The sequence below is a fragment of the Billgrantia campisalis genome (assembly GCF_022341425.1).
Taxonomy (GTDB): Bacteria; Pseudomonadota; Gammaproteobacteria; order Pseudomonadales; family Halomonadaceae; genus Halomonas; species Halomonas campisalis.
Genome location: NZ_JABFUC010000004.1, coordinates 69,887 through 82,114, shown reverse-complemented (window position 1 = coordinate 82,114; position 12,228 = coordinate 69,887). Strand labels below are relative to the sequence as shown.

Genomic DNA, 12,228 nt, shown 5'->3' with positions numbered 1-12,228 from the left:
CACCCCGCCGTTGGCGATCGGCTTGCCATCCAGCAGGCGCCCCTTTGGCAGCGCCGCGCGCTACAAGCCCCTTTCACGCCAGTCTGCGATGAACCGAATAAAAGCGCCCATCGAAGTCTTTCGATGGGCGCTGGGTCGTGGCCGATACCGCTGCCACACAGGGCTGTACGCTAACCGCCCGCCATCACGATATCGTCGCGGGTGGGGCCGAGCAGGTCGAGCAGCTCCTGCTTTTCCGCTTCGGGGACCTCGAGGGAGTCGAGGGTCGCCACGAAGATTTCCACCATGCGATCCCACTCTTCCGCCGTGACGTCGAGCCCGTCATGGGCTTCCCGCATGTCCTTGCCGGTGTACTGGCAGGGGCCACCGCTTAGCTCGCAGACCAGCGCCGTCACCTGGAACTTGATATAGGGGGCGGCAACGGCGGTCTTCTGTTCGGCCACAGCCGGGTTGGCCATGATCAGCGGGTCCTGGATGAAGTCATCGACGAACTCGCTGACGGCCAGCGAGATGGCCGGCAGGCCGCCGAGGCGGTCGTAGAGCGGTGGGTCATCGGCCTGGGCGGGGCCGTTGGCGAAGGCCCCAAAGGCGATCAATAGCAGGGCGAGCGTGCCGCCGAGCAGGGTTGTTTTCATGGGGGACCTCCTAGCACAGGTTATGATCCCACCCCTGAGAATAGTCCGCGACGGCAGAAGGCGCACCGGGAATCAGGCGCATCGGGGGCGCTGCCTGTCTCAGCGCTCCCTGGGGGCTTCGGCCATCTCCGCTTCCAGCCGCCGTTTCACGTCCCCCGGCGAGCCGGTGTGGCGGGCCAGCAGGTCGTAGGCCACCGGCACCACGAACAGCGTGAACAGGGTGGCGGCGGCCACCCCGGAGAGGATCACGGTGCCGATCACCATGCGCGATTCCGCGCCGGCGCCGCTCGCGACGATCAGCGGTATGGAACCCGCCATGGTGGTCACCGCGGTCATCAGGATCGGCCGCAGGCGGGTCACCGCGGCGTCGAGCAGGGCGTCGCGGAAGGCCAGCCCCTGGTCGCGCAGCTGGTTGGCGAACTCCACGATCAGGATGCCGTTCTTGGCCGCCAGCCCAATCAGCATGACCAGCCCCACCTGGCTATAGATGTTCAGCGACTGGCCGGTAACGAACAGCCCGAGCATGGCGCCGCTCATCGCCAGCGGCACGGTGAGCATGATCACGAAGGGGTGGATGAAGCTCTCGAACTGCGCCGCCAGTACCAGGAACACCACCAGCGCACCCAGGATCAGCAGGAAGGTGGTGGCGCCACTGGCCTGGCGGAAGTCCCGCGAGGCGCCGGCCACATCGGTCTGCGCCTGGCCGGGCAGCACCTCGGCGGCGGCGGCCTCCAGGTAGTCCAGCGCCTCGCCCAGGGAGTAGCCGTCGGCCAGGTTGGCCTCGATGGTGATGGCGCGCAGCCGGTTGAAGCGGTTCAGGGTGCTGGCCCCGGCGAAGTCGGTGAAGCTCACCAGGCTGGCCAGGGGGATCAGCTCGCCAGAGCGGGACGAGCGTACCTGGATGTTGTCCAGCGCCCGGGGGCTCGACTGGCTGGCCCGGTCGCCCTCGACGATCACGTCGTACTCCTGGCCGTTGTCCAGGTAGCGGGTCACGTTGCGCCCGCCCAGCAGCACCTCCAGGGTGCGGCCGATCTCGGTCACGGTGACCCCCAGGTCCGCGGCCCGGGCGTAGTCGATGTCCACCCGCAGCTGCGGCTGGGTCTCGCGGTAGTCGCTGTCCAGCCCCACCAGCCGCGGGTTGTCCTCGCGGATATGCGCCAGCAGGGTGTCGCGCCACTCGGCCAGCTCCTCATAGGTGCCGCCGCCCAGCACGAACGCTACCGGCTTGCTGATGCGCTGGCCGAAGCCCTGGCGCATCACCGGGAAGGCCTGCACCCCGGGCAGGGTCTCCAGCTTGCCGCGCACCTCGTTCATGATGGTCCAGGCGTCGCGCCGGGTGCCCCATTCGGCCATGCCGATGATCACGAAGCCGCCGTTGAAGTTCTCGATATTGCCGAAGCCGCGGGGGGCGCGCACCAGCACCCGTTCCAGCTCGCCGGCTTCGCGCAGCGGCTCCAGGCGCGCCTCGATCTCGTTCATGTAGTCCATTACATAGTCGAAGGTGGCGCCCTCGGGGCCGTTGACCAGGATGATGAAGCTGCCGCGATCCTCCTGGGGGGTGTACTCGCTGGGCAGCAGGTCGGCCAGCCACACCGTGGCGGCGATCAGCGCCACGAACGCCGCCAGCACCGCCACCCGGGCCTTGAGCACCCAGGTCAGCAGGAAGCGGTAGACCCGCTGGGAGAGCTCCAGCAGCCACTGTACGGCCAGGGCGATGCGCCCCTCGTGCATCGAGGGCTTGAGGATCTTGGAGGCCATCATCGGCGTCAGCGACAGCGCCAGCACGCTGGAGATCGCCACCGCGGCGGCCATGGTCAGGGCGAACTCGGTGAACAGCCGGCCGACATTGCCCTGCAGGAACGCCAGCGGCACGAACACGGCGATCAGCACCAGGGTGGTGGCGATCACCGCGAAGGCGATCTGGCGGGTGCCGCGAAAGGCCGCCACCAGCGGGCTCTCGCCGAAGTCATGCATGCGCCGATGGATGTTCTCCAGCACCACGATGGCGTCGTCGACGATCAGCCCGATGGCCAGCACTAGCGCCAGCAGCGTCAGCAGGTTGATCGAGAAGCCCATCAGCGCCAGCGCCATGAAGGCGCCGATCATTGCCACCGGCACCGTCACCGCGGGAATCAGGGTGGTGCGCACGTTGCCGAGGAACAGGAAGATCACCACCACCACCAGCCCCAGGGCGATGAACAGGGTGATCACCACCTGCTTGATGGCGCCGGAGACGAACACCGAGGCGTCGTAGTTGAGGGCCAGCGTCATGCCCTCCGGCAGGCTGTCCTGTATCCGCGCCAGCTCGGCCTGCACCCCCTGGGAGACCTCCAGCACGTTGGCGGTGGACTGCTTCATGATCCCCAGGCCCACCATCGGCACGCCGTTGGCGCGAAACACCGAGCGGTCCTCCACCGAGCCGATCTCCACCCGCGCCACATCGCCCAGCCGTACCAGGTAGCCGTCGCTGCCCTGGGTCAGCGCCAGGCGCTCGAAGTCGTCGGGCTGGTTGAAGCTGCGCGGCAGGCGCACCCGAAACTGGCGGTCGCGGGACTCGATGGCGCCCGCCGGCAGCTCCACGTTCTCCGCGCGCAGCGCGCTCTCCACGTCGCTCACGGTGAGGTTGCGCGCCGCCAGGGCGTTGCGGTCGAGCCACACCCGCATGGCGTACTCGCGCCCGCCGCCCACGCGCACCCGGGAGACGCCGGGCTGCACCGAGAAGCCGTCCACCAGGTAGCGGTCGGCGTAGTCGGTCAGCTCGAGCACGCTGTAGCCCTCGCCGGAGAGCGCCAGCCACAGCACCACCTCCTCGCTGGAATCGGCCTTCTGCACCTCCGGCGGGTCGGCGTCGCCGGGCAGGTTGCGCAGCGCGCCCGAGATGCGGTCGCGCACGTCGTTGGCGGCCGCGTCGATATCCATGTCCAGGCCGAACTCGATGTTGATCCGCGAGCGGCCGTCCTGGCTGGAGGAGGTGATCAGCTCGATGCCCTCCACCCCGGCGATGCGGTCCTCCAGCAGCTGGGTAATCCGCGTTTCCACCACGCTGGCGGAAGCGCCCGGATAGCGGGTGTCGATGCTCACCACCGGCGGGTCGATGGCGGGGTACTCCTGCAGCGGCAGGCGCTGCATGGCCAGCAGCCCGAAGGCCACGATCAGCAGCGCCAGCACCGTGGCCAGCACCGGCCGCTGGACGGAGAGGTCGGAGAGGCGCATCAGGCGTTGCCCTCTTCGCGGGTCGCCTCGAGGATCTCGCCGATGGAGGTGGCGTCATCGGCGATGCCCAGCAGCCGCACGCTCTCGCCCTCGTGGGTGCGCTGCAGGCCGTGGCTGACCACCAGCTCGCCGGCGGCCAGGCCCTCCAGGATCTCGGCCTGGCCGGTGCGCCGCTCGCCGATCGTCACCCGGCGGCGCTCCAGGCGGTTGTCGTTGGCCTCGTCGATCACCATCACGAAGTGGCGCTCGCCGCTGGGGATCAGCACGCTCTCGGGCACCACCACCGCGTCCCGGGGGCGGCGCTCCACCACGACCTCCATCAACATGCCCGGGCGCAGGCGCAGCTCGGGGTTGGCGAGCTCGGCGCGCACCGTCACGCTGCGGCTGACCGGGTCGATGCGCGAGCCGATGCTGGCCACCTCGCCCGAGAAGCGCTCGTCGGGGAAGGCCGCGCTGCGCGCGGTCAGCGGCAGGCCGGGCTCCAGTATCGCCAGGAACACCTCCGGCACCCGGAAGTCGAGCTTCATCACGTCGGTCTTGTCCAGGGTCACCAGCTCGGTGCCCGGCGTCACCAGGCTGCCCACGCTGATATTGCGAAAGCCCACCACGCCGTCGAAGGGCGCGCGCAGCCGGTAGTTGGTCAGCCGCGCCTCCAGGCCCTGGATCTCCGCCTGCACCTGGCGCAGGCGGGCCTGGCTGTCCTCCACGTCGGCGCGTGGGGCCATATTGCGCTCCTGCAGCTGGCTAAGCCGCGTGACCGCGCTGCGCCGCTCGTCGCGCAGCGCCTCGGCAGCCCGCAGCTGGGCCTGCTGCTCGGCGTCCTCCAGGCGAATCAGCAGCTGTCCGGCCTCCACCACCTCGCCGTCGCGAAAATTCAGCTCCGCCACCGTTTCGGTCACCGTGGCCGACAGCGTCACGCTCTCGTCGGCGCGCAGGGTGCCCAGCGCCTCCAGCGGGTCGGACCAGGGCTCCAGCGTCACCCGCGAGGCGATCACCGCCGCGCGCTCGTTGGCAGACGCCTGGGGCAGGGCGAGCGCCAGCAGCAGGGCGGGCAGCAGAACGAATAGTGGGACGAACAGCCGGGCGGGCAGGGCACGCCCGACCGTCAGGGAAACGGGTAGCGAAAACGGCAAACGATGATTCATGGCACGGCTCATCGGGTAGGTGGCGCCAGGCAAAGGGGCATTGTCACATAAACCCCAACAGCTTGGACGCCGGACAATGCGACAAGATTCGACAAATCACGCCTCCTCGCTCGGGCCACCCAGCCGGCCCCCGCACCTCCTGCCAGGACGGCTACCGTTGGCAGCCTGGCTGTGGGAGGGACGGTTCGACGCCTCGACTTCAGCGCGCGATCCGGCGACAGGAACCTCCCCAACTCAACGATTTGCAATATTTTGACAGGCCACTGCCCCGGCGCGAATACTTGTACAGACACTGTACTTGATAAAAGGTGCCTGGGCCACGCCGTCTAATTAATCTTGGGCAGCCGCCGGGTCGAGCGCTATACACACTTTAACCCGCGCCTTAGCTGCAAGCAGACAGACGGCCAGCCGCCCGATTGTCCCGCCGGTCCCCCTGCAAAATACTCCTATCCCCCTGCAAGATTCTCCAAGCGTAAACGCTTTGTAACAGCGATGCTCAGTCACGTGAGCGAACGGACAGGCCGGCGCTCCGTAACGACACAACGCAGATCGATTGACACGTTTCCGGGAGAAAGGTCATGAACAAGCTGATGCAAGGGGTCGAGAAATTCTGGCAGGAAGAGGAAGGCACCGAGGTGGTGGAATGGGCGATGTTGGCTGCCTTGCTTGTTACGGTGGGTGTAATAATTATGGTCACAATAGGTGAGGCAGCGGCTGATAGGCTAAGTGCGCTTGCAGAGATGCTTCAAGGTGAAGGAGGTGAAGAAGAAACTTTATAATAAGGTAGTGGTTAAGGGTGAAAGGGTTGGTAACAGTCAATTTTCGCCGGCAAGGAAGTCGGCGATTTACTCTTTCATTTTGAAGGTCGTTTCTCGGGGAATAATATGCTGTATGCCATTTGCCTAATGCTGGTAGTGTGCGCGGCGGCCTGGGATCTGCGTCAACGGCGTATCCCCAATCGCCTTGTTCTGGCCGGGGCCGCCATCGGGCTGCTGCTGCAGGGAGCGCTGGCGGGCCCCAGCGGTGTCCTGGCCGCCCTCTATGGATTGCTGGTGGGGCTGGCGATTCTGATGCCGGGCTATCTGATGGGCTTTACCGGCGCCGGGGATGCCAAGCTGATGGCGGCGGTGGGTACTTTTCTTGGGCCATTGGGTGCGCTGCAGGCGGGATTGGCCAGCATTCTGGTGGGAGGAGCTATCGGGATAGGTTTCGCTGCCTCGGCGCTATTCAATAAGAGCAGCGTATCGCCTTGGAGCCGCTATGGATTGATGCTAAAGACGCTATCGGTCACCGGAAAACCGCTCTATATCGCGCCGCAAGAGGGCGAGGTGATGGGCCGGAAATTTCCCTTTGCGGTGTCGATTGCGATTGGAACCACGGGTTGGATGATCTGGATATAACAGGTTCGAGGTTCGAGGTTCGAGGTTCGAGGGATAAGTCAGGGACGAGGTTCGAGGTTCGAGGTTCGAGGTTCGAGGTGAGAGGTGAGAGGTGAGAGGTGAGAGGTGAGAGGGGCAAGTCAGGGAAGAGGTTTGAGGGGCGAGGTGCGAGGGATAAGTCAGGGACGAGGTTTGAGGTGAGAGGGGATTAACCAGCGGGTATTGCCAGGTGATTTTATAACGAAACGCTGTTTTGTAACTTTTTTATATCGTGTGAGGTCGTTTATGAACCAGCCAGCGCCAACCTGCCACAATGCGACCGCCGACTGCGCGGCGGCGCTTGCCGCGCCGCGCCCCGGCACGGTGGAGGAGACCGGACTCTCGGCGCTCTACCTGGGCGATCTGCTGGTCAAGCAGCTCTTCGAGCAGGGCGTGCTGGATCTGCACCAGCTTAGCCGCGAGAGCGCGCTGGCCGGCAGCGTGGTGGAGGAGGTGTGTCACTTCCTGCGCGACGAGGGGCGGGTGGAGGTGCGCGGCCAGGGCGCCGGCGGGGCGCTGCGCTACGGGCTCACCGACCGGGGCCGCGCCTCGGCCCTGGAGGCGCTCAATCGCGACGGCTACAGCGGCATGGCACCGGTCACCCTGGAGGCCTACCGCGCCCGGGTAAGCACCCAGGCCCTCAGCGACGTGGCGGTGCACCGCGCCAGGGTGATGGACGCCTTCGCCGATACGGTGATCGACCCGGGCCTGCTCGACCAGTTGGGCCCGGGGCTGCACTCCGGCCGCGCCATGTTTATCCACGGCGAGGCGGGCACCGGCAAGAGCTATATCGCCCGGCGCCTGGTGCGGCTGCTGGAGGGCGAGGTGCTGATTCCCCACGCCATCCTGGTGGGTGGCAAGGCGGTACGCTGCTTCGACCCCGCCGTGCACCACTCCCTGGAGGACCCGGCCGAGGCCGGCTCACCCACCCGGCTCTACCTGGGCCAGGGCCACGACCCCCGCTACGTGCGCTGCCGGCGACCCTGTGTGGTCACCGGGGGCGAGCTGACCATGGAGCGCCTGGAGATCCAGTATGACGCCGCCACCCATATCCACCAGGCGCCGGTGCAGCTGCTGGCCAACAACGGCATGCTGGTGATCGACGACCTGGGCCGCCAGCGCATGTCCCCCACCGAGCTCTTCAACCGCTGGATCGTGCCGCTGGAGGAGCGCCGCGACTTCCTGTCGCTCGCCAACGGCTACCACTTCAGCGTGCCCTTCGACGTGGCCCTGGTGTTCTCCACCAACCTGGACCCGCTGGCACTCGCCGATGCCGCCTTCCTGCGCCGCATCGGCTACAAGATCCGCTTCGCGCCGCTCTCGCCGGAGGCCTACCGCGAAATCTGGGCCCAGCAGTGCCGCGCCCAGGGGCTGCCCTGCGACCCGGCGCTGGTCGACTTCGTGATCGACGAGCTGCACGCCCGCTTCGAGGTGCCGCTGCTCGCCTGCCACCCCCGCGACCTGCTGAGCCTGGCCCAGGACCAACTGAGCTACCGGGGCGAGACGGCCCCTGACCGCGAGACCCTGAGCTGGGCCTGGCAAACCTACTTCGGCGACTTCTCCGACAGTGCGCGGGCCCATGCGCGAGCCAGTACGGAAAGCCAAGCCGTGAACGGGAGGACTGCATCATGAAACGCAAAGGCATATTCGCGATGTTCGCGATCTCACTGATGATGGCCCTTGGCGCCGCCGTGGTGGCCATGAACTGGATGCAGGAGCAGGGCGGCGACAAGGATGTGCTGGCCGACGCCAGCCAGGTGGTGGTGGCGGCGCTGCAGGTGCCCTTCGGCACCACCGTGCAGGCCTCGGACCTCAAGCTGGTGACCATGCCCGAGGATATCGTGCCGCCCAATAGCTTCAACGACGTGGAGAGCGTGGTGGGGCGGGTCAGCAACCAGGTGATCTACCCCGGGGAGGTGGTGCTGGAAGGGCGGGTCTCCGAGCACATGGGCGGCAGCGCCCTTGCTGCCTTGCTCGACCCCGGCATGCGCGCCATGAGCGTGCGGGTCGACGACGTGGTGGGCGTGGCGGGCTTCCTGCTGCCGGGCAACCGGGTCGACGTGCTCTCTTCCCGGCGCAATGGCAGCCGCAATGACGTGGAGACCAAGACCGTGCTGCGCAACCTCAAGGTGCTGGCGGTGGACCAGATCGCCTCCCAGGAGCGCGATGGCCCGGTGATCGTGCGGGCGGTGACCCTGGAGGTGACCACCCGGCAGGCCGAGGAGCTGGTCAAGGCCACCCAGGAGGGCAAGGTGCAGCTCACCCTGCGCAACCCCCTGGAGCAGGAGGAGGACAACGGCGTGATGACCGCCCAGCGCTCGGTGCTCAACCTGCCGGAGCTGCAGCCCCGGGAGGAGCCGGCATCGCCCCCGCGGCGCGCCGCCCCGGTGCAGCGCCAGGTCAACGTCATTCGCGGCACCCAGGTCAGCACGGTCAACGTGCGTAACTGAACAGATAAACAGAGGCACGTAGGAAAGAGGTACGTAGGAATTTGTAGGCAAATGCGGCTTGAGTCAATCATCAGCAAGCAGGGGAGAATCGCCATGATCATCAAGGACAACCCCAATCGGCATCACGGGGCCATCAAGTGGCTGGCGGCTGCCCTGGTGGCGCTAGTGGCCCTGGGCTGGGCGGCCCAGGTGGAGGCCCAGGATCGCGGCACGCCGCGCAGCGTCTCCATGCCCATCGAGGACCGCTCGGTCTCGGTGGCGGTGGCCATCAACAAGGGCCAGGTGCTGGAGTTTCCCCGGCCGGTGCGGGTGGTCTCGGTGGGCAACCCCGAGATCGCCGATATCGTGGTGATGGGCTCGCGCCAGCTCTATGTGCTGGGCAAGTCCACCGGCACCACCAACGTGGTGCTGTGGGACCAGAGCGAGCGGGTCGAGGGGGCGCTCAACGTCACCGTGACCCACGACCTGGAGACGCTCAAGAGCAACCTGCACCAGCTGCTGCCCGGCGAGAACATCCAGGTGCGCTCGGCCCAGGACGGCATCGTGCTCAGCGGCCAGGTCTCCAGCGCCGAGCGGCTGGAAACCGCCCTGCGCCTGGCCAACCGCTTCGCCGGCGGCGAGGGGGCGGTGCTCAACCTGATGCAGGTGGGGGGCGCCCAGCAGGTGATGCTCGACGTCAAGGTGGCGGAGGTCTCCCGCTCGCTGGTCAAGCGCCTGGAGGCCAACTTCAACGTCTTCAACGTTGGCTCCTCGGCGCTGCGCATCGGCGCGGTCAGCGGCGGGGCCAGCTTCCCCGATGCGGTGTTCGAGGGAGTGGAAGGCCTGGGAGGCGGCCGGCTGCCGGTATTCGGCGGCGGCACCCCCATCGGCCCGGCGGTGACTGAGTTCGCCCCGGCCACCGCCACCATCGCCGATACCGGCATCTTCGCCAGCTACCAGCGGGGCGACTACCTGCTCAACCTGGTGCTGGACGCCGCCAGCCGCGAGGGGGTGGCCAAGATCCTCGCCGAGCCCAACCTCACCACCCTGACCGGCCAGCCGGCCCAGTTCCTGGCCGGCGGCGAGTTCCCCATTCCCGTGCCCCAGGGCAACGGCCAGGTGGCCATCGAGCACAAGGAGTTCGGCGTGGGGCTGGGATTCCTGCCCACGGTGCTGGACTCCGGCACCATCAACCTCAAGGTGGATGTCTCGGTCTCCGACCTGGTGCCGGTCAACAGCCTGCAGGTGGGGGTGGGCAGCGGGGTGAGCGCCCAGTTCTTCATTCCGGCGCTGGCCAAGCGCAGCGCCAGCTCCACGGTGGAGTTGGCCAACGGCCAGACCATCGCCATCGCCGGCATGCTCAACGAGAGCCTGCGCGAGAATGTCGCCAAGATGCCGGGGCTGGGCGAGCTGCCGGTGCTGGGGGCGCTGTTCCGCAGCCAGGAGTACGTCAAGGAGCAGACCGAGCTGGTGATCTTCGTCACCCCGCGGCTGGCCCGCTCCTTCGCCCAGGAGCAGGTGCGCCTGCCCACCGGCTCCTTCGTGCCGCCCAGCGACCTGGAGTTCTACCTGCTGGGCAGCTTCCAGCCGGTGGAGGGCAGCGGGGGCAACCCCCGGTCGCGCAATCCCCGGCCGAGCAGCTTCGACCTGGAGCTGATGTCAAGCCGGCCGGACGGCGGTACCGAAGGCCGCTTCGGGCATGACCTGTGACCGCCGGCCACGTGGATTCCACTTATCAGGGAGCGCGCCCCATGTCCTATTCACTTCAGTCACTGCAATCACTCCAATCCCGGTCAGCTTCCGCGCCGTCTCCACAGGCCTCGCGCCAAGCCTCTCTCCAAAAGCCGCGCCAGGCGTCCGCCTGGGCCCGGCCCCTGGCACGGACACTTGCCTTGAGCCTGGTCGTGATCGCCAGCCTGGCCCTGGCCGGCTGCGTGGCGCCCAAGCCGGGGGCCGACCTGCCGCCCTACGGCGACAGCGTGCGCCATACCAAGGCGCTGCAGACCTGGCAGGAGGGCGATGAGGTAACACCGCTGCACGGCGCCAAGGCGGCGGAGGCCATGCGCAACTATCGCCTGGCCCCCGGTGGCGGCCAGGTCCCCAGCTCCCTGCCCTGAGCCGTACCGTGGAGTTCGATCGATACAGCCAGATTAACGATAAGCAGGTGACCCAATGCGTAAACGGCTCGAGATACTGCTGGCGGGACGCGAGCGAGGCGAACTGGAGGCCCTGGAGTCGCTGCTGCTCAGCCAGGGCGATATTCAGGTCAGCTCCCGGCTGATGGTCAACGGCAACGTCGACCCGCTCCAGGGCGTGGCGCCGCTGCCCGATGCCCTGGTGCTGCTGGTGGGGGAGCACTGGGAAGCGGAGCTGATGGCGCTGTGCGAGCAGCCCGCCGCCGAGCGCCCGCCGCTGCTGGTGGTGGGCCCCAAGGGCAACGTGGAGCTGATCCGCCTGGCCATGCGCGCCGGGGCCCGGGACTTCTTCTCGCCGCCCATCGACGACGCCGAGATCTTCCACTTCCTGCGCGAGCTGGCCCGGGACAGGCGGGAGGACCCGAGCCGCACCGCGCGGCTGACCGCGGTGATCAACGCCAAGGGCGGCTCCGGCGCCAGCCTGGTGGCCGCCAATCTGGCCCACTACATGGCCCGCCAGGCCCGCGACACCGTGCTGGTGGATCTCGATGTGCAGTTCGGCTCCCTGCCGCTCTACTTCAACGTGACCCCCGACCACGGCCTGGTGCGGGCGCTGGAATCCGCCGACAGCATCGATGCCCTGGCGCTGGAGGCCTACCTGCAGCGCCACGCCAGCGGGGTGGCGCTGCTGGCCTCCTCGCCGGAGGACCGCTTTGGCCTCGGTGAGGTGCCCGAGACCCGCGTCGAGCAGCTGCTCGCGGTGCTCTGCCAGAGCCATGAGGAGGTGGTGGTGGACCTGCCGCGCTGGATCAACGGTGCCATCGCCAGCGTGCTGGAGCGCGCCGACAAGGTGCTGGTGGTGATGCAGCAGAGCGTGGCCCACCTGCACGATGCCCAGCGCCTGCGCGACATCCTGATTCATGAGCTGGGCATGCTCTCCTCCCGCGTCATGGTGGTGGTCAACCGCTACGACAAGCGCAGCGACGTGGACCTGGAGGCCATTGGCGATGCCCTGCCGGGCCTGGCGCTCGAGACCCTGCCCAACGACTTCAAGCGCGCCTGCCACAGCATCAACGTGGGCAGCCCGCTGCACGACATCGCCCCCAAGGCGCCGCTGACCCGGCAGATTCAAGCCCTGGCCGAATCGCTGGACGCCCCCGCCGCCGGCACGGGCCGGGGCAAAAAACGCTCGCTGCTGGGCTGGGCGCTGCCCGGCAGGCACTGAACCAACCGCGACCGAGACCTGAGACAAG

At 67.6% G+C, this 12,228-nt stretch carries 10 protein-coding genes; 7 read left to right on the top strand and 3 right to left on the bottom strand.

Annotated elements, in window-relative coordinates:
* Window positions 1-170: 170 nt before the first annotated feature.
* The 3 genes from HOP52_RS05970 to HOP52_RS05960 all read right to left on the bottom strand — a co-directional run bounded on the left by HOP52_RS05970 (window position 171) and on the right by HOP52_RS05960 (window position 4,993).
* Window positions 171-635, bottom strand: a complete 465-nt coding sequence (locus HOP52_RS05970; RefSeq protein WP_238976463.1) for a group I truncated hemoglobin — start codon at window positions 633-635, stop codon at window positions 171-173.
* A gap of 99 nt (window positions 636-734) precedes the next feature.
* The gene (locus HOP52_RS05965; protein ID WP_238976462.1) at window positions 735-3,848 is read right to left on the bottom strand and encodes an efflux RND transporter permease subunit; all 3,114 of its coding nucleotides are present in this window, start codon (window positions 3,846-3,848) and stop codon (window positions 735-737) included.
* Entirely contained in the window at window positions 3,848-4,993 is a 1,146-nt protein-coding gene (locus tag HOP52_RS05960) for an efflux RND transporter periplasmic adaptor subunit (RefSeq protein WP_238976461.1), read from the bottom strand. Before HOP52_RS05960 ends, HOP52_RS05965 begins: the two co-directional genes overlap by 1 nt.
* Window positions 4,994-5,571: 578 nt before the next feature.
* On the opposite strand from HOP52_RS05960, the gene HOP52_RS05955 reads away from it, so the two are divergent.
* The 7 genes from HOP52_RS05955 (at window position 5,572) to HOP52_RS05925 (ending at window position 12,200) form a co-directional block, all read left to right on the top strand.
* Entirely contained in the window at window positions 5,572-5,772 is a 201-nt protein-coding gene (locus HOP52_RS05955; RefSeq protein ID WP_238976460.1) for a Flp family type IVb pilin, read from the top strand.
* Between the two features lie 105 nt (window positions 5,773-5,877).
* Window positions 5,878-6,393, top strand: a complete 516-nt coding sequence (locus tag HOP52_RS05950) for an A24 family peptidase (RefSeq protein ID WP_238976459.1) — start codon at window positions 5,878-5,880, stop codon at window positions 6,391-6,393.
* Window positions 6,394-6,657: 264 nt separating this feature from the next.
* Window positions 6,658-8,043, top strand: a complete 1,386-nt coding sequence (locus HOP52_RS05945; protein ID WP_238976458.1) for an AAA family ATPase — start codon at window positions 6,658-6,660, stop codon at window positions 8,041-8,043.
* A complete protein-coding gene (gene cpaB / locus HOP52_RS05940; protein WP_238976457.1) occupies window positions 8,040-8,861 on the top strand; it encodes a Flp pilus assembly protein CpaB in 822 nt (273 codons plus the stop codon). Before HOP52_RS05945 ends, cpaB begins: the two co-directional genes overlap by 4 nt.
* Before the next feature lie 93 nt (window positions 8,862-8,954).
* Window positions 8,955-10,550, top strand: a complete 1,596-nt coding sequence (locus tag HOP52_RS05935; protein WP_238976456.1) for a type II and III secretion system protein family protein — start codon at window positions 8,955-8,957, stop codon at window positions 10,548-10,550.
* 182 nt (window positions 10,551-10,732) lie between these two features.
* A complete protein-coding gene (locus tag HOP52_RS05930) occupies window positions 10,733-10,957 on the top strand; it encodes a hypothetical protein (RefSeq protein WP_238976455.1) in 225 nt (74 codons plus the stop codon).
* Window positions 10,958-11,012: 55 nt separating this feature from the next.
* Window positions 11,013-12,200: a CpaE/TadZ family protein gene (locus HOP52_RS05925; protein ID WP_238976454.1), complete on the top strand. Its 1,188-nt coding sequence runs from the start codon at window positions 11,013-11,015 to the stop codon at window positions 12,198-12,200.
* The last annotated feature ends 28 nt before the right edge of the window (window positions 12,201-12,228 follow it).